This window comes from Perlucidibaca sp., assembly GCF_057084925.1.
On the sequence record NZ_JBXMRC010000010.1, the window covers coordinates 1 to 16896 of the forward strand.

The following is a 16896-nucleotide window of genomic DNA, read 5'->3' on the forward strand; positions in this document are numbered from 1 at the left end:
CCGCAGCGAGTTTTCTCGATACCTTGTCCGCCATTGCAACCGCCTGTATCAGCAGTACACCAAGCGACACCAGTGGCTCTCAAGTGAACGAGAGGACTAATTGTTCGAGCCATTTCTGCACGATCTATTTTTGTAGTTAAGGCACCACTTTTTGCACAAAAAGTCCTAATTTGATCTGAGGCTCCCCCAGTAAGAATTGCTTCAGGCTCCAACCAATGCTCGAGTAAGTTTATTTTTAAGTTTAGGGCCTCTGTGCCAATCAAATCATAGAGATCAGCATCTTGCTTGCCATTCTTAGCATACAAAGTTGTCATATCTAAGGACCAGTGTTTGAAATGATCACGAAGATACCGCAAATCACCGAGAGCACTATGAGCGGCGTAGACCGCGTAGGTTCTACGGAATTGGTGAGGTGAAAATTGCCAATCTAAACCGCAATGCGTTGTAAACGTCTTTAATTTATATAGAAAACCATGGCTCGTAAGTGTCCCAATTTGGTTAATTCTTTTATTTTTGGTTAAGAATAAACAATTTACTTGCGTATTAAACCTAACAATATTAGGGCTTTTTGGATTTTTTAAACGTAACTCTTCAATCTCTTGAATTAGTTTTACTTTGAAAAAATTAGCCAATCTCTCCATAATATGAACAGCACGATGTGTTATCTCCGTAACCATCCATACGCTGGCTCCTACACCTGTTTTATAAGAAATTCCCCGCAACCAATAAAAAGATTCACCTTCATTTTCTTGAGTTGTGAATGCACAGTTATGTTCTAAAGAAAGGAGTTCAGAGATACGAATTCCGCTAGTAATTAATATAATGCACATACACGCAGCTTTCAGATTATCCTCAGCGTTACGCAGTGTACTCTGACTCCAGCCCAGTTTATTAATCCGATAATATATAAAATCCCATGATTTATGTTCTGAGTTCCAGGCTTCGATCTGCGTACGAAGATTTATTATCTCTTCTGCACGATCGAGCCATTCGACGGCGGAGAAAAAAAGCTTACCTAAGATATAGTCCGGTATTACTTTTGTCTTTGCTTCTAAATTTTTCTCTTGCTCTGTATAGCCAGACAAATGTGCAGAAGAAGAATCTGGCCAAGGGTGAGGCATTTTATCTTCACATTTCTGACTGAGAATATGAAGATTCTCTATGCATCTAAAGCGAGTCATTAACGCGGTTATTGATAGAAACTCGCTTCTAATGCCTTTTTGAGACTTACAATGCTGTACATATTGCTGGCATATAAGTGGCGATATTAAATTAAGACTTTTAATATTGCAGCTTTCAATCCATAATAGAAAAAGAGTAGAGCTTTTTACAAAATCAACGATTGTATTTCCTCGGGGGAGTTTAATATTTTCTTTACCCTCTAGCATTAAAAATATCGTACACATTTTCATTGTTTCTTGAAATTGCGAGGGTAATCTTCCGAAGTTTAATTTTTTGTTATTTTGAGATGAGCCGGCTGGAAAAAGAGTATCCGGAAGAGTCCATACGGAATCACTATATCGACTTAGTGCATGGTAAGAACCATCGTCAAGTCGCATACCTGTTACAATTTCATTTTTATCAATCGAACACGATTTAGCAGAATCAAGAATACTTAATTGTTGTACATGAAAGTCAAATTCGTTCATGTGATTATCTGCAATTGATCTGGACTCCTCCAGAAAGGGTGTGGATTATCCTTTGCCTTTTGACGTTGATTATCTAAATATTCTTTATTAAATTTTGGTGCAATCTCATTATCAATAATCCTAATGATGTGGCCATATACTCGCTTCCAGGCATTGGCGCCCATATTTTGTCTAATTCCAATAAGCATCCAGTAAAGACTGTAGACTCTGTAAAGATCATCTCCAGTTACTATAAATGATCGACACCTAAAGCATGCTAAAAATCTTTGACAATGATCTCCATTTTTTGGGGCAAAATCACCATTTAACGTATCCGAACATCTAGCTGTAGGTGTATTTTCAATTATGGTATTACTATTAGTACCGATTCTCAGAAGCTCTCCTACCCTAATCTCACCCATTAGTCTCCAGTCCCTCTCGGCACTCTCTGGAGCCTCAAGGTAGTGATTGTTAGATACTTTTAATGTATGACCCCCGAGTTTTGCTGTGAGAAATGGATCTTGACCAGATAGTTTGAATAGACGATTCTCAAAAGTTTTCCGCAGACGCATGACACTTAATTGCAGTGGATTCCCATCAGCATCAATTAAATTATGTTTGGAAATAAATTTATGAATTTCACGTGATAGAGTATTTGTTGTTACACGGCCTTTTTCATCAGATGAGCCATTTTCTCTAGGAGAGTAAACAAACAAGTTATTTGGATAGCTACTTATATTTCTACATTGTGCATTTCGATGTTTCACTAGATCAACAATTCTAGCAACATCAGGTAGAGCAGAAACTACTGATTCAATATCAGCACTTCTTCGTAGGCTTTGAATATGTGTATTGTAGCCTCGTCGCTTAAAGAAAACCAATATATATCTATCATGTTTAAACGGATGTGGCTGAAGGCAATCTGTTTGCAGCTCTAATGCCGGTGTAGGATTAATGCCAGTTCTTGCAGCAATCGCTAACAAACATATTATGAGCTCGTAAGTTGTAAGTGATTTATCTCCATTTATTATACTTCGCATATCGGATTTAAGAGCCAACAAAACGTCTTTACGTTCAGTCTCGCAAAGCGAGGTCATACCTCTTTGTGCGCGGTTAGAATGAGGAAATGGGTTTCTAGGATAATTCAATCGAGCAATCCAGCCCGACTTTTCCATATAGATTAACACCGACTTTGTATATGTATATCTGTTTCTTTGGGTTACTAATCCAACACTTGATTGTCTCAAATAATTAACAAATTTGTCGATTAAATCTTTATTTAAATCTTCTAAGTATAATTCTCGCCCTATTGAGCTGGCTACAATAGCGCAAAAAGGCAGAAATATTGATAAGCCTTTGTTGAAGTAGTCGCCAATGGATCTCGGGCTTAGTGTTTTTCCATTTGTCTTTATACAAGACTCAGTCATGCGCTCAAGAGCTCTTTGTGATGCGTATACTATATGATCGCATTTATATCCGTAATACTTACTGAAATCCAAATTTCGAACTGTTCCAGAGTTTTCAGGAAGATGAATAACTATTTTTTTAGGCGGTAAATCTGTACTTTCAAGCACATCTCCAATATTTGCTATTGCTGGGCGAGAAGCTAATGAAATAAACTGTTTCTTACGCATCTGCAAGCTCTCGACTTATGCTATCTATTTCACTTTGAAAGTTATTCATCAATTCATCCTCAAGCTCCGAAATACAATGCAAATATTTTTCGGTTGTTAGTACAGATGCATGGCCTAACCTATCTCTCACATACATCAAAGCATTGGTCTGGGATTTCGACATCATCATCGCGTAAAGAGTATGAGTAGCATAAGTGTGTCGGAGCATATGAACATTTACATGAGGAATACCGGCAACCTTCCCGGATTTTTTCACAATATTTAGAAAGGCCGCCCCGTCGTTGGCAAAGGGTAGTCCTGACTCTGTCAAAAATAAGGTAAGTTGCTTCTTGCCAGAGATAGTCTCATGTTGATGACGCCGATCCAAAACATAGTGCCATAGGTCCTCCATAACTGTGCGAGGTATATCGATCCCTCGGGGTTGATTGCCCTTAATTGTCATATCTCTTGGATCAAGATTTATCCGAATGAAAGATCTATGTTTAGTATAAGTTGCAGGATTTATTACATATTTTAAGGGAAAAGAAGCAAGCTCTTCACGTCTCATCCCTGTAGTAAGTGAAAGTCTAAAGATCAGTCGGTGCGTTTTATTATTTGTTGCATTAAGAAGATCTCGTGACTGCTCCTTGTTTAGTAACCGAATCACTGTTCTTGGGTTCTTCAACATGACATCAGGACTAATTCGTATTCCGCCGCTTGAGTCTGTATGAGCGAGGAACCCTTTGGGTTGCCTAACTAATATAGACTCCATCATATAAGGAAGGCTACGTACCCAACCTCTATTAGCAGCATGGCGGTAGAATGAGCATAGAAGTCGGAGTCGAGCATTTACTGTTCTTGCAGAAAGGCTTCCTCCCTCTTGGCTTAAATTCCAATCCCTGAACTCTGCTAGGATTGTTGCTTCACGGTCGTGACCTAAGTCTCGCCAACATATGCTATTTGCCTCACACCAACCAAAAAATTGGTACAGCGCTTTTCCATAAGTTTTCCACGACTTCTTCGATTGCACTCTGCCGCGCTTGATCAAGTAAGCAATACAAAAATCTAGGGCATCCTCAACGACCTTACCGTCGTTAGAGATAAGTATTGGAAAGCCACTGTAGTTTTGACCATGAAGCTTGAACTTGTTTGTGCTTAATATCATGTCCATCTACACATCCTAGATACACATATCACACTGTCAAGTGGTAATCACGTCGTACCTGCGTCCGAGTTTGGGCAACAGCGTCAATGCTGGCAGCAAGGCGGGCGCAAAAATTGTAGTGCCAACGACGCTATCTTTGCTGCGATGGAAGGCGATCCTCATAACCTGGTGCCCGTGGTGGGTGAGGTGAATGGCGATCGCGGCAATCTAAAGTACGGGATGTTGGCCAGAGAGCAGGGCGTGGGCTATGGGCAATGTCCATCGCGAGTAGATTTTAAAACGAATGTGTTCATGCCAACCCCCGGCTTTCGTGGCAATGCGGCACGCACGTATTTTTACTTTAGACAGCGTTATGGCTTAACGCTGTCTAAACAGCGTGAGCAACTCTTTGCGGCATGGTCACGCCAAGACCCGGTGGATGCGAAAGAGTGCATTCGCAATCGGGTCATTGCGAAAAAAACGGGTGTGAGTAACCCGTTTGTTGCCCAGCATTGTGATTTAGTACTTGCCGCAGTTCGTGTTGGCGCGCGCTAAATTAAGAGCGCGCTAGTCCAAGAGAAAATGAGCACGCGCAACGGCAACGGGCTTTTCGGGAGTGTCCTGCCAAACATTGACCTGAACATTGGCAATTTGTTGGCCATGCTTGGTCACGCTGCAACTGGCGAAGAGTTCGCGGGCAAGTCCGGGGCGCAAATAGTCAATGGAGAAATCGACTGTTCGTGGCACAGCATGGCTTTCCCGAATCCACAGCAAATGCATGATGGCGGCCATCTCCATAAAGCCGCCGATCAGGCCGCCATGCAATGCCGGCAGTTGGTCATTGCCAATATTGTCCTGTTGGAACGGTAAGAAAAAGCGCAAATCGCCGTCCACTACGGCGAGCTTCATGCCAATTAGGCGCGCGTATGGGGAGAACTCCAGTAACGCCTCTGGACTTAATTGAGTACTTTGACTCATGGCGTGACTCCTTGAACAGCTTCCCCTTTAAAGCTTCGGCGTCGCATAAACGTTGCGACCCCGTAGGCTACGGGTTGAGTGTTACCTTCCTGATAAGCCGTTGCCCGCGTAAAGGCAATTTCCCGCCCCATGCGATAGCACTCAGCCGTGCAATAGACAGCAAGGCCCGGCGTGGCTGGCCGGAGATAATCAATGCGTAAATCCAGCGTGGGGTAGCCGCTCACCTCATCGAGTAACGAGAAGATGCTGAGTGCACTCGTGTTATCGATCAGGGTCGTAATCACGCCGCCATGCAGCACACCGGTGCGACTGTCGCCAACGAGTCGCTCCTGGTATGGCAGGCGAAGCGTAGCCCTGCCTCGCTCTCCTTGAACGAATTCGATTTGCAATACTCGACTGTGGGGGATATGGCAAAGCCAGTGGGCAATATCATTAAACAGTGCTGGGTTTTTAACCGGTAAAGGCAGACTCATGTGAACTCCGCTGCGGGCTGCCGAAAGTCAGGCTATTTTACCGCGACTCAGTACTCGCGTGATCAATTGGATTTCGACTAATCTTGAGTGAACGCTTTCATTTTCACATGAGTAAATCGATATGACCGTAGTCTTGCACCAGTGGGAGATTTCGCCGTTTTGTCAAAAAGTGGCAAAAGCGTTGAGCTATAAGGGCATCGCATTTGAGGCGGTTAATTACAACGGCGCTTTGGCAGCGAAAGTGCAAGGGCTGAGCAAAGTCGGCAAAGTGCCGGTGTTGGATATTAATGGCTTACGCATTCAAGACAGCACGCGTATTGCACGATATTTAGATGAGGCCTATCCAGATGCGCCGCGTCTTTACCCCCACAACTCACTGCTAAAGGCGCAGGTCGAGCTATGGGAAGACTGGTCTGATGAGCTGTTGTACTTTTACGAAGTGTATTTTCGCGTCAATGACCCGGTGGCCTTAAATGCGGCGGTAGATGTTGCGATGTTGGGCCGCCCCACCTACGAACGTATGGTGATGAAGCCGATGTTAAAAACTGCATTGAAAGCGATGCTGTACTTTCAAGGCCTGGGTCGTCTGTCCAGCGAGGATGTAGAAGCTGAGTTTCACCGTCATTTGGCGCGCATCGAAGTCACTCTAGCCGCCACGGGCTGGTTAGTAGGTGAAAGTAGAACCATTGCGGATATCGCAGTGGCTACTCAGCTATCCGAGGTGATTCGAACCAGTCAGCGCATGGGGCCAATCATTTTACAGCATCCACGTTTGGCTCAATGGCTTAAGGCCCAAGCTTAAATTGATACGCCTGTCATTAAATTGAAACAGTATTCTGGGTCGGTTTTGACTAGACTCAGCTCATTATGGATATCGAGTTGAAGCACCCATGGCCAAGTTTATTTCCGTTGCTCAACTGAAAGGGGGAGCCGGAAAAAGTACGGTGGTGACCAATCTGGTTGCCGCGCTGTCGCAAGAGTTCCACACCGGATTAATTGATGCCGATATGCCGCAAGGCACATCGGCACGCTGGGCTGCGATTCGTCAGACTCCACATAACAATAAGCCAGCTTTTGAGGTCCTCACCGCGTCATCGGTTAATGAATTGGCGTTGGCCGCAGAGCGCTTGGAAAGTGAATGCGATGTGGTGGTCATAGATCTACCGCCGCGCAGTCTTAAATACTTGCGTGAAGTCTTGCCTTACAGCGACTTGGTCGTCATGCCTCTAACGGCCTCAGCCGCTGATGTTTGGGCGACTGAGCAGCTGATGGAGGCCATTCGCGAAGGAAAGCGCACCAGTAAACGCTTAAAAGCCCGGCTGGTCTGGAACCGCCTGCGAACGAGTAAGGCAACAGAGCAATTTTTAGCAGATACCGCTGGGTTATTGCGGGCAAAGCAATTGGAGTCCCGTTTAGGACAACGCACGGCGTATGTAGAGGCATTAGGGCGTGGACTATCTGTACTCGAGTGGAGCGATGCAAAAGCAAGCGCAGAGTTCGCCATTTTTTACCAAGAGTTAAAGCAACAGCTAAAGCTCGACTGACCAGGAGTGCCGCGTTTGCCCATCACCGAGTTGACCCAGCGTATCGAGCGCGAGTTCATTATTGAAGTGGCGCCCGTGTATTTGGCTAAGGGCCGAATTCCGAAACTCGAGCGCGTGCAGAGTTGGCGAAGCCGGAGTTTATTGCCCTTATTAAATCGCTTACATGGCACCGTGACGGGCATGGTGCAGCAGCACATGCGGGTGGATGGGCATCGATTAGTCTGGCTACAAGGTGGCAATCGAGACGGTGAGCCCGTCGTGCTTTTGCATGGCTTTGGCGCCAGCAAGGAAAACTGGTTGCCGCTTCTACCGTTCTTGGCAAAGCGTTACCAAGTCTTTGTCCTAGATCTTCCCGGTTGGGGGGAAAGCCAGTTTCATGCGGATGCGCTTTATGGCATGGATGAGCAAGTCAGTCGCGTGGCGACCTGGCTGGCCGCTGCGGTATCAGGGCCTGCGCATGTTGTCGGTAGCTCAATGGGTGGCGGGGTGAGTGGATTATTGGCTGGCCGCTATCCACATCTCGTGCGCTCGCTGACCCTCATGAATGCAGCTGGGGTCGCCGGTAAGGAGCACACGCCGTTTGAGCTGGGATTGCTGCAAGGGCGCAATGGCTTGATTGCCCATAATCTTAAAGGTGTTTTTGATTTATTGAGGATGACCATGTCGAGTCGCTGGCTAGCTGCCCTCATGGCCCCTGCGATGTCTAGCGATTTAATTTCTCGACGACACGTGAATGAGCATTTGTTTCGCCAGCTTTTGGCGCTGAGCCCGGACCCAGAGCTGCCAGCGTTTTCCAGTGTGGTTGCTCCCACGCAGGTGATCTGGGGGCGGGACGATAAGGTCTTGCATGTGAGCTGTAGCGATGTCTTTCAGCGACTAATTCCCCATGCGAAGGTGACCATTCTGAATGGCATTGGTCATTTACCCATGGTCGAAGTGCCGCGCGTAACGGCGCGAATTCTGCGACAGCATTGGCGACAAGCCACCTAAAACATCTGGTGGCTTGTCGCGATGCAGCATGAGTGGCCTTAGAAGCGGAACTTGCCGGCCAAGATGTCGGCAAACATTGCATTGTCTAACGGGGTATATGCTGTAGTGCCTGGCAGCAACACATACAATGCCTCACCGTTGCACTGGCTGGGGTCAAAACCTTCCTTTTTCAGACCAGCCTTTTGGTATTTGAATGTGCCCGTGGTTTCCATGGCGGCTTTCACGCGCAGAAACACCGGTACGGCATAGCTTGGCAATTCACGCTTCAGGTGCTGATACAGCCCTGCAAAATCCGTCGTCATACCGGCGTGTGGCGTGATGGCAGCCATGCCTGCACGTCCGTTGGTGTTAGGAATTTCCACGCCATAAACCACCGCCTCGGCGAGGTCATGGTGGGCAGTCATGATGTTTTCGACTTCAGTGGTTGAAACGTTTTCACCTTTCCAGCGGAAAGTGTCGCCGGTACGGTCAACGAACTGGGCATGACGGAAACCGATTTCACGCATGAGGTCGCCGGTGTTGAAGTACTTGTCACCGGCGGTGAAGACATCGGTGAAGATACAGGAGCTGTTTTTGCCCTGATCGGTGTAGCCATCAAACGGTGTTTTATCCGTAATTTCACCGATCAGTAGGCCGACCTCACCGCGCTTCACTTTAATCATGCGGCCTTTTTTGTCGCGCACGGGCGCTTCGGCATCTTTATCATATTTCACCAATGCATAAGGCATAGGCGAGAAACCGACGGTGTTGTCGAAGTTAAAGATGTTGGTAAAGCCCACATTGCCTTCCGACGAGGCGTAGAGCTCTGCGACTTCTTCGATGCCGAAGCGCTCCTTGAAGCTGCCCCAGATGTTCGGGCGCAAGCCGTTACCGACCATTTTGCGGACTTGATGCTGACGATCCGCGGCACTGGCTGGACGCTCCAGCAGATAACGGCAGAGCTCGCCCACATAGCCGATGGCGGTGGCGTTGAATTTGCGGCAGTCATCCCAGAACTCGCTGGCAGAGAACTTACGACGTAGCGCGATACCGGCATTGCCGGCTAGCACGGAGCCCCAACAGACCACCATGGCCGTGGCGTGATAGAAGGGCAGTGTGGCGTAGAGTACGTCGTCTTTGCCGAGGTTGAAGGTGAAGCCAAAGCCACCGTAAGCCTTCATCCAACGGCCGTGATTGAACACGGCGGCCTTGGGTAGGCCGGTGGTGCCAGAGGTGTAAATATAGAACAGACCATCTTTGCGGAAGGTGTTCTTGGTGGTTGGCGGGTTGTAGCTCGGGCAGCCCTGCAGTTCGATAGCGAGATTGTGCCATTCGTTGGGTGCTGTCCCGACTTCGGTGCGAGTGTCGGCATCGGCGAGCCAGAAGCAATCTTTTGTGTCGACGTCTAACGAGTCCTGAACATCAATCAGGTTTTGCACACATTCGGCACCGGCAATGATGCGTTTGGGTTTAACCAAGTTCACGCTGTGCGTGAGTACTTTGCCGGTTTGTGCCGTGTTTACCATGGCGCATACAACGCCGATTTTCGCCAAGCCAGCAACTGTAGCGAGCAGTTCTGGACGATTCTCGATCAGTACAATAACGACGTCGCCTTTTTGCAGGCCTTGGGCTAAGAAGTAGTGCGCAATGCGATTGGACCACTGATTTAATTCAGCATAAGTCACCTTGCAGTCGCGGTAGTAAATGGCAACGCCATGGGGGTTTTCCATGGTGGCTTTTTCAATGGCCCAGGCTAAGCCTACGGTTTCTGTATTGTCGGTGCTATTGGCCATCATCAGGCCGCGTACCATACGAGGTGCTTTTAACGCGAGCGCTGGGATTTTGCGCAGAAAATCAATGGGGCTGATGACGTCTTGATGTTGGGCCATGTGGGTGTGTCCTCGACAGACTAGGCGACCTGCCGTAGCGGTCGCGCAAACAAAAAAAAGAGCGCGTTTGGGCGCTCTATTGCGTGCGGGTAACTTAACTGTGCAGCACCAGTCTCGCAAGACTTGACAGGCGAGTGACGCGGGTCAAAGTCAGAATTAACCCTGACCCGCGCAGATACTTAGCGTTTTTTGCCTGGCAACGTGCCGTTAAGCTTGCAGATGATGCCGAGCATGACCTCATCGGCACCGCCGCCGATGGAGGCGAGACGGCCATCGCGGTAAGCGCGCGCCAACGGATTATCCCAAGTGAAACCTTGACCGCCCCAGTACTGCAGGCAACTGTCGGTCACTTCGCGCATTAAACGACCTGACTTTAACTTGGCCATAGAAGCCAGCATGGTGACATTCTCGCCAGCCACATGCTGCTCACATACCGAGTGCACGAGACCGCGTAAGCACTCGATTTCAGTTTGCAGCTCGGCCAATCGGTAATGCACCACTTGCTGGTCCAGCAGAGGCTTGCCGTAAATCATGCGTGAGCGGGCATATTCGGTGGTGAGTTCAATGCACTTGGTCAGCCCGCCGAGGGCGCTGGCGGCACAGAAAATGCGCTCCTCTTGGAACTGCATCATCTGCATCATGAAACCCATGCCTTCACCACCAATGACGTTGGTTTGCGGCACGCGCACGTCATCAAAAAATACTTGTGCCGTATCCGAACTGCGCTGACCGAGCTTGTTAATGGGCTTGGAGAAGGAGATACCTGGCGTCTTCGACGGCACGATGATCAGCGATTTATTGTTGTAGGGGCCTTCATCGCTGGTGTTGGCTAGCAAGCAAAAGAAGTCGGCCTGCAAGCTGTTAGTGATCCACATTTTCGAGCCGTTAATGACATATTCATCGCCCTCTTTAACGGCGCGCGTTTTGATGGCAGCCACGTCGGAGCCCGCGTGGACTTCACTTACTGCGATTGAAGCGACCATGTCGCCGGCAATAGCCGGACGAAGAAATTTAGCGCGCAATTCAGCCGAGCCAAAACGGGCAATGGCCGGGGTTGCCATGTCTGTTTGCACGCCAATGGCCATGGGAATGCCGCCACAACCAATGCGGCCTAACTCTTCAACTACGACCATGTTATAGGAGTAATCCAAACCCGAACCGCCATCTTCAACGGGCTTACAGATACCAAGCAGGCCAAAATCACCCATCTTTTTAAATAAGGTGTGAGCGGGGAAGCGACCGGCTTCTTCCCACTCATCCACATGCGGATTGACATCGTTTTCAACAAACTGGCGGGCAGTGCGTCGCAGTGCATCGTGTTCTTCGGTAAATCGCATGGTAAAAGTCCTTAAAAAACGCCGGCTATTTATGCTTGAAGGCGCGGTCGGATTCGCGCTGACCGTAAAGTCACACGTAACATAGACGGTGACGAACTTTTTTGCAAAAGCTCAAACGGATTATTTTGGAGTCACTGTGTTAGCTAACGTGAATATGCATTTACAACCCATTTTGACTCCTGGTGTGGACGCCTTGGCATGGGCAGCACCCCACCAAAGCAGTGTGCGTATTGCACTGCTTTCGGCGGGTGTTTTATTGATGACAGGCCTACTGACCGGACTTTGGAAGTACCTGGCGATTGCCAAAAGCCCGCAGGCGAGAGCGCCTTACTATGTAGACATTGCACACCGGGCATCCCTGCTCTATGCCTTTGCCGCTTTATTAATGGCCGCGATGGCTGCGCTGAGCCCGTGGTCGGTGAGTGTCACTTGGCTGGCCACCACCGGCCCCATCGTGTTCTTCTTTGCGGCCGTGTTTACCTACCTCATTCACGGCTGGCTCAATGACACCCGTAACCAGTTGGCCAAGCCGCATCGCCTCGGTCGCTTTACGCTGCCGGGCTGGCTTCTGCACGGTTTTATGGGTGTGTTGGCCGTGGTTGAAATTGTCGGCGCAGGGGTATTGGTGGCAGGGTTGTTTCAGCGACTGCTCTAGTGCTTCGCTGAGGTTTTTAGCCCGTTAGGGTTCGAGTTTCAATGCAATTGCGACCCTTGGCCTTGGCCGAATACAGCGCTTCATCTGCATAATGAATTAGCTCTTGCGAAGTCAGTTGCGGGTCTCGGTTCTGGCACACTAGGCCAAAGCTAGCCGTGACCTGTAAGCGGGTTTGGTTGTCCGTTATCACGTCAGCAGCCATAAGCTGCTGGCGGCAACGTTCGAGCACGATCATGGCCTCGGCGAGGTGCGTGTCGGGCAAAATCAGCATGAACTCTTCGCCGCCATAACGGCCCACATGGTCGCTTTCGCGCAGGGTCTCGCGGAGAACACGAGCTGCTATTTGCAGGACACGGTCGCCCATGGGGTGGCCCCAGGTATCGTTCACTTTTTTGAAGTGGTCGAGATCCAAAATAACAACGGAGAGTGGGATAGGCTTGCGCTGAATGCGTACAAGCTCTTGGTCTAACAAGTCTAGAATACTGCGGCGATTATGCAGGTTGGTTAGGGCATCGGTTCGACTCAATTGATGGATGCGTTCTTCGCGTACCCGCCACCAAGCCAGCATTTGATCGGCCATTAAGGTGAGGAAAACCAAAAATGGCGCGGCAAAGAAAAGCGTACTGTTCATCCAGAACAAATCGCTGGCCTGATCAGTCGACACCATCCGCACAGGAGCGTAAGGAATATAGCCAAAGACACTGGCATAGCTCAGCCCAACAATCGCGAATAATGCTGTGATGAAGGCCAACCACACGGGGAGGCGATTATGCAAGATGAAGCCAAAAATAGGGCCGCCCAGCAGCACCACGCCAGCACAGAACGACAGGGTGCCGATGGAGTAGCTCATCAACACTAAGCTCAGGGCATAGAACTGTAGTGTCACGTATTGATACAGCAGAAAATTGGGCCAGCGGCGACGCAATAACAGGCCAACTAGGGCAAGGCCAATGCCAGCGAGAATCAGCCAAGCTTCCACGACCATGAAAAAATGCACGACATCGACATGAATCAAGGCGTCTCTATCGGTGCGATTCAGCACATACAGCGACCAGAGAATGTACTGAAAATATAACGGAATCAGCAACGCGATCAGAATGAGCGACTTGTCTACGGCACTCCACTCCAAGGCGGCAGCGAGGCGCAGACGCAGATTCCGGTTCAGCAGCATGATGGCTTAGCTCCCAGACATCACATATTTAGACAGCAAATCCCGGGCTTTCACTTCGGCGTCCATGACCGTCATAAAAGTGTAAGCGCCCATGAGTTTTCGGCTAAGAAACATGAACTCTTTGGGCGGCACAGTGAAATGCCGCGTCGCAGCGGAGCGAGCTGCTGCTGAGGTCGCGCGAATGTGTAACTTGCTTTTAGCCCAGCAATAAGCGCCCTCGGCGTTAAGCAGCTCACGTGGCACTTTGCTGCTTTCAGCGAAAGGCTCAAAGGCTAGAAAGGCAAGGTCAATAAAGCCTTCCAACGTGCCGAGCTTCATACCGTCGAAAAAGCGATAGCCTTTCATGGCGGCCTTCATAGCATCACGATCGGCATGAAAAGCCGCACGGGTCATGCCGCGAGCTAGGTCGAGAATGTCGGCAGGGAAGTCGCGCACAGCACCGAAGTCCAGCAGCACAATACGGTCGAGTTGGGCGTTGGCATCCACAGAAATTTGCACGAGGTAGTTGCCAAAATTGGGGTCTGTTTGAATCTGGCCCCACTGGAACACTTCCTGGCAGCATATTTCTAAGGCTGCGATAGCCAGCGCATTTTTGCGCGCTGCTGGCAGGCTAAGTACGGCGTCGCTGTTAACGGGTACGCCGTGCTCAAACGACATCACCAGCAAATGATCACCACAGTATTCGGGGAAAATTTTCGGCACCACAAAACGCGGGTCGTCCTTCAGAAACTCTCGGAAAAGCCGCGTGGTTTCTGCTTCCAGCGGATAGTTCACTTCGCGATGCATCATCATGCGAACTTCTTCTAGCCACTCGTCGAACTCGCGTGTTTGTGGCACGGCTCGGGTTAGCCGCAGCATTTGGGTGACCAAATTTAAGTCGCTGTCGATGGCTTCAGCCACGCCCGGGTATTGAATTTTCAATACCATTTCGGCGCCATCACTGCGACGGCGTGCCCGATGCACCTGCGCCAGTGAGGCCGCGCCAAGCGGCTCAGGATTAATGTCGAGTTCGTTGAAACGGCTGCCCAGCTGAGTCCGCACCAATGGTTCCAACGAGGACCACTCTAATGCCGTGGTACTGTCGTTGAGCTTATGCAACGCCGTGGTGATTTCGGGTGGCAGAAAGTGCTCGCCATACAACGCCATCATCTGACCAATTTTGACCACGCTGCCTTTGAGTTTGCCGAGCTCTCCCACTAAGTACTCGGCCTGTTCGCCAAGGGCTTTACGGCGTGTGCTGGCACGGTTTTCTGGCGCGGCAAAGAGCGAGCCTGCAGCCGATGCTGCCATGCGCGACCCAGCCACCAGCGAGGCTTTGGCAATGGAAAAGCGGCGCTCAAACGCACCTGTTTTGAGACGAGTTAAGCGGTCATCGCTCATGCAAGCTTTCCTGTGCAATAAATCTTCGGTCTAGTTTACCTGAACTGCTTGCCAGCCTTCGGCGCTTTCCGTCGCTCGATTTTCTTCGGCGAGCTTAATGAGGTGAGCCAGCAGACTGTACTTGGCGATGCCATGGAGCCAGGGTGCAACATCGTCATACACCGTGAGCACCAGGTCAGCGAGAGCTTGGGGGCTATGGGTCAGGCAGCGCAGGACTTTATCTTCGCGCTGCTGCCGATGCGCCAGTGTGCCGTTAATAACAGGGTTGGCATCTGCCATGACGCGCCCGTGGCCCGGCAATAATGCGGTCAGCTGCAAGGGCAGCAGCTTACGCAGTGATGCTAGGTAGTCTCCAAGGCGGCCATGAGGCGGAATGATGACCACTGTTGAGCCTTGAATAAGATGGTCGCCGGTAATTAACCAGCCATCCTCGGGGGCATGAAAACAAAGATGGTTTTCAACATGGCCGGGCGTGTGGATGACGTGTAACGGCCATCCCAAGTCCTGAAAGCAATCCCCGTCTTGAAGAGTGTGATTAATCTCAGTGTCACGGTCTTGGCTGGGATCACTGGCTAAGGGCGACATGCCGAAGACCAGAGCCCCGGTTGCAGCGACCAGAGCGGAGCACCCCGGTGAATGATCGCGATGGGTATGCGTTAACAATATATGGGTCAGTGGCTTGCCACTATCGGCGACCGCCTGCATTAGCGCTGAGAAATGTTGTTCGTCCGCAGGGCCTGGATCGACACAAACCACGTTATCTCGGCCAATCAGCAAATAGCTGTTGGTGCCGGGGCCCGTCATCATGCTGGCATTGGGCGCAGTAATCCGGGTGACGCGGGGGCTGAGCGCTACGGCCACACCGGGCGAAATGGTCACATCGTGCTGAGTGGCAACATCGGTAGCACTGGGTGTCATGGGTTATCTCAACAGCATTTTGAAATTCATGCTGCGCTTTTATCACAGCGTAGCGTTGGCAGCGCAGGTCAGGCCTCTATACTAGTGGCTAATTTTATCGACTTGATCGATGTGCCTGATGAGATACCACCATGCTTACCGTGATTTCGCCTGCCAAAACCCTGGATTATGAGTCGCCCTTACCTGCTGATTTAGCGACTTCACGCCCAGGCTTCCTAAGCGACTCTGCTGAGTTAGTGGCAGTTTTGCGCGATTACACGCCTGCGCAAGTGGCTACACTGATGTCGCTTTCAGACAAACTGGCTGCACTCAATGTGGCGCGCTTTCAGACGTGGCATCAGGAATTTTCTGAGCCTGAGGCGAGACCGGCACTGTTTGCTTTTAAGGGTGATGTCTATACCGGCTTGGATGTGACGCGTTTGAGTGCCACTGAATTAGCGCGTGCACAACAGCATTTACGCATTTTATCGGGGCTCTATGGGCTGTTACGGCCCTTGGATTTGATGCTGCCTTATCGACTTGAAATGGGCACTGAACTGCCGAATCCGCGAGGAAAGCAGCTTTACGATTTTTGGGGTGAACGTATTACGCAGGCATTGAATGCAGCGTTAGCAGAGCAGGGCGATGATGTGTTAATCAATTTGGCCTCAAATGAATACTTCCGTTCGGTTCAGCCGAAAAAATTAAATGCCACGATTTACACGCCACAGTTTAAAGACGAAAAAAACGGCCAATATAAAATGATTAGCTTTTTTGCCAAAAAGGCCCGGGGCCGTATGGCGGCATGGCTGTTACAAAACGATGTTCGCCAACCTAACGATCTGCGCGATTTTGACGTGGACGGCTATGCCTTTAATAGTGCCCTTAGCTCGGGCCAAACCCTTGTATTTACACGTCGCGAAGGAGTATCGCCATGAGCTTTCAAGCCTTAACTGCCGAGCAGCAGCTACAACTTGAAGCGGCTGCTTTTCGCCGTTTGGTAGCGCATTTGCAGGTGCGCACTGACGTGCAAAATATGGATTTGATGAACTTGTCGGGCTTCTGTCGTAACTGCCTGTCTAAGTGGCTTCGAGCGGAAGCTGAGCAGCAAGGAATCGCCTTATCGGATGCTGCCGCTCGTCAGCAGGTGTATGGCATGCCCTATGAGGACTGGAAGGCAGCCCACCAAAAGCCTTAAACTCGCGCCCTAATTTTGCT

Annotated in this window: 17 protein-coding genes; 7 read left to right on the forward strand and 10 right to left on the reverse strand. The window is 49.7% G+C overall.

What is annotated here, in order from left to right; all coding sequences use genetic code 11:
* The 3 genes from AC14IB_RS03050 to AC14IB_RS03060 all read right to left on the reverse strand — a co-directional run.
* Positions 1–1649, reverse strand: a 1649-nt coding sequence (locus tag AC14IB_RS03050) for a site-specific integrase (protein WP_484230501.1), incomplete at its 3' end; no start/stop codon positions are given.
* Positions 1646–3262, reverse strand: coding sequence for a hypothetical protein (locus AC14IB_RS03055; protein WP_484230502.1), 1617 nt, complete (start codon positions 3260–3262; stop codon positions 1646–1648). The genes AC14IB_RS03055 and AC14IB_RS03050, both read right to left, overlap by 4 nt.
* The gene (locus AC14IB_RS03060; protein ID WP_484230503.1) at positions 3255–4412 is read right to left on the reverse strand and encodes a tyrosine-type recombinase/integrase; all 1158 of its coding nucleotides are present in this window, start codon (positions 4410–4412) and stop codon (positions 3255–3257) included. Before AC14IB_RS03060 ends, AC14IB_RS03055 begins: the two co-directional genes overlap by 8 nt.
* A gap of 27 nt (positions 4413–4439) precedes the next feature.
* Between AC14IB_RS03060 and AC14IB_RS03065 the strand changes: the two genes are divergently transcribed.
* Positions 4440–4940: an endonuclease gene (locus AC14IB_RS03065; RefSeq protein WP_484230532.1), complete on the forward strand. Its 501-nt coding sequence runs from the start codon at positions 4440–4442 to the stop codon at positions 4938–4940.
* A gap of 12 nt (positions 4941–4952) precedes the next feature.
* On the opposite strand, the gene AC14IB_RS03070 is transcribed toward AC14IB_RS03065, so the two are convergent.
* A complete protein-coding gene (locus AC14IB_RS03070) occupies positions 4953–5363 on the reverse strand; it encodes a PaaI family thioesterase (protein ID WP_484230504.1) in 411 nt (136 codons plus the stop codon).
* Positions 5360–5836 (reverse strand): PaaI family thioesterase, encoded by a 477-nt coding sequence (locus AC14IB_RS03075; RefSeq protein WP_068859903.1) that lies wholly within the window; start codon positions 5834–5836, stop codon positions 5360–5362. The genes AC14IB_RS03070 and AC14IB_RS03075 overlap by 4 nt, the downstream gene beginning before the upstream one ends.
* A gap of 121 nt (positions 5837–5957) precedes the next feature.
* On the opposite strand from AC14IB_RS03075, the gene AC14IB_RS03080 reads away from it, so the two are divergent.
* The 3 genes from AC14IB_RS03080 (at position 5958) to AC14IB_RS03090 (ending at position 8370) form a co-directional block, all read left to right on the forward strand.
* Complete coding sequence (locus AC14IB_RS03080) at positions 5958–6638, forward strand: glutathione S-transferase family protein (RefSeq protein WP_484230505.1); 681 nt, start codon at positions 5958–5960, stop codon at positions 6636–6638.
* Between the two features lie 88 nt (positions 6639–6726).
* Complete coding sequence (locus tag AC14IB_RS03085) at positions 6727–7380, forward strand: division plane positioning ATPase MipZ (protein WP_484230506.1); 654 nt, start codon at positions 6727–6729, stop codon at positions 7378–7380.
* A 15-nt stretch (positions 7381–7395) separates the two neighbouring features.
* The gene (locus AC14IB_RS03090) at positions 7396–8370 is read left to right on the forward strand and encodes an alpha/beta fold hydrolase (RefSeq protein ID WP_484230507.1); all 975 of its coding nucleotides are present in this window, start codon (positions 7396–7398) and stop codon (positions 8368–8370) included.
* Between the two features lie 38 nt (positions 8371–8408).
* Here AC14IB_RS03090 and AC14IB_RS03095 read toward each other — a convergent pair whose 3' ends face one another.
* Entirely contained in the window at positions 8409–10238 is a 1830-nt protein-coding gene (locus AC14IB_RS03095; protein WP_484230508.1) for a long-chain-acyl-CoA synthetase, read from the reverse strand.
* Between the two features lie 179 nt (positions 10239–10417).
* Complete coding sequence (locus AC14IB_RS03100; RefSeq protein WP_484230509.1) at positions 10418–11575, reverse strand: acyl-CoA dehydrogenase family protein; 1158 nt, start codon at positions 11573–11575, stop codon at positions 10418–10420.
* Between the two features lie 154 nt (positions 11576–11729).
* Between AC14IB_RS03100 and AC14IB_RS03105 the strand changes: the two genes are divergently transcribed.
* Complete coding sequence (locus AC14IB_RS03105; RefSeq protein WP_484230533.1) at positions 11730–12230, forward strand: hypothetical protein; 501 nt, start codon at positions 11730–11732, stop codon at positions 12228–12230.
* Positions 12231–12246: 16 nt separating this feature from the next.
* Here AC14IB_RS03105 and AC14IB_RS03110 read toward each other — a convergent pair whose 3' ends face one another.
* Genes AC14IB_RS03110 through AC14IB_RS03120 form a run of 3 tightly spaced genes read right to left on the reverse strand, consistent with a single transcriptional unit; the run spans position 12247 to position 15699 of the window.
* Positions 12247–13401 (reverse strand): GGDEF domain-containing protein, encoded by a 1155-nt coding sequence (locus AC14IB_RS03110; protein WP_484230510.1) that lies wholly within the window; start codon positions 13399–13401, stop codon positions 12247–12249.
* Between the two features lie 6 nt (positions 13402–13407).
* Positions 13408–14781, reverse strand: a complete 1374-nt coding sequence (locus tag AC14IB_RS03115; RefSeq protein ID WP_484230511.1) for an ABC1 kinase family protein — start codon at positions 14779–14781, stop codon at positions 13408–13410.
* 30 nt (positions 14782–14811) lie between these two features.
* Positions 14812–15699 (reverse strand): MBL fold metallo-hydrolase, encoded by an 888-nt coding sequence (locus AC14IB_RS03120; RefSeq protein ID WP_484230512.1) that lies wholly within the window; start codon positions 15697–15699, stop codon positions 14812–14814.
* 131 nt (positions 15700–15830) lie between these two features.
* Between AC14IB_RS03120 and yaaA the strand changes: the two genes are divergently transcribed.
* Positions 15831–16616 (forward strand): peroxide stress protein YaaA, encoded by a 786-nt coding sequence (gene yaaA / locus AC14IB_RS03125; protein WP_484230513.1) that lies wholly within the window; start codon positions 15831–15833, stop codon positions 16614–16616.
* Positions 16613–16876 carry a DUF1244 domain-containing protein gene (locus AC14IB_RS03130; protein ID WP_484230514.1) on the forward strand — a complete coding sequence of 88 codons (264 nt, stop codon included), beginning with the start codon at positions 16613–16615 and terminating at the stop codon, positions 16874–16876. Before yaaA ends, AC14IB_RS03130 begins: the two co-directional genes overlap by 4 nt.
* The last annotated feature ends 20 nt before the right edge of the window (positions 16877–16896 follow it).

What these genes read in the sequence shown, in the direction of transcription:
- AC14IB_RS03070 (WP_484230504.1), bottom strand. Translation starts at nt 5,363, where the DNA reads ATGAGTCAAAGTACTCAATTAAGTCCAGAGGCGTTACTGGAGTTCTCC.
- AC14IB_RS03080 (WP_484230505.1), top strand. Translation starts at nt 5,958, where the DNA reads ATGACCGTAGTCTTGCACCAGTGGGAGATTTCGCCGTTTTGTCAAAAA.
- AC14IB_RS03060 (WP_484230503.1), bottom strand. Translation starts at nt 4,412, where the DNA reads ATGGACATGATATTAAGCACAAACAAGTTCAAGCTTCATGGTCAAAAC.
- yaaA (WP_484230513.1), top strand. Translation starts at nt 15,831, where the DNA reads ATGCTTACCGTGATTTCGCCTGCCAAAACCCTGGATTATGAGTCGCCC.
- AC14IB_RS03110 (WP_484230510.1), bottom strand. Translation starts at nt 13,401, where the DNA reads ATGCTGCTGAACCGGAATCTGCGTCTGCGCCTCGCTGCCGCCTTGGAG.
- AC14IB_RS03115 (WP_484230511.1), bottom strand. Translation starts at nt 14,781, where the DNA reads ATGAGCGATGACCGCTTAACTCGTCTCAAAACAGGTGCGTTTGAGCGC.
- AC14IB_RS03055 (WP_484230502.1), bottom strand. Translation starts at nt 3,262, where the DNA reads ATGCGTAAGAAACAGTTTATTTCATTAGCTTCTCGCCCAGCAATAGCA.
- AC14IB_RS03085 (WP_484230506.1), top strand. Translation starts at nt 6,727, where the DNA reads ATGGCCAAGTTTATTTCCGTTGCTCAACTGAAAGGGGGAGCCGGAAAA.
- AC14IB_RS03100 (WP_484230509.1), bottom strand. Translation starts at nt 11,575, where the DNA reads ATGCGATTTACCGAAGAACACGATGCACTGCGACGCACTGCCCGCCAG.
- AC14IB_RS03130 (WP_484230514.1), top strand. Translation starts at nt 16,613, where the DNA reads ATGAGCTTTCAAGCCTTAACTGCCGAGCAGCAGCTACAACTTGAAGCG.
- AC14IB_RS03075 (WP_068859903.1), bottom strand. Translation starts at nt 5,836, where the DNA reads ATGAGTCTGCCTTTACCGGTTAAAAACCCAGCACTGTTTAATGATATT.
- AC14IB_RS03105 (WP_484230533.1), top strand. Translation starts at nt 11,730, where the DNA reads ATGCATTTACAACCCATTTTGACTCCTGGTGTGGACGCCTTGGCATGG.
- AC14IB_RS03120 (WP_484230512.1), bottom strand. Translation starts at nt 15,699, where the DNA reads ATGACACCCAGTGCTACCGATGTTGCCACTCAGCACGATGTGACCATT.
- AC14IB_RS03095 (WP_484230508.1), bottom strand. Translation starts at nt 10,238, where the DNA reads ATGGCCCAACATCAAGACGTCATCAGCCCCATTGATTTTCTGCGCAAA.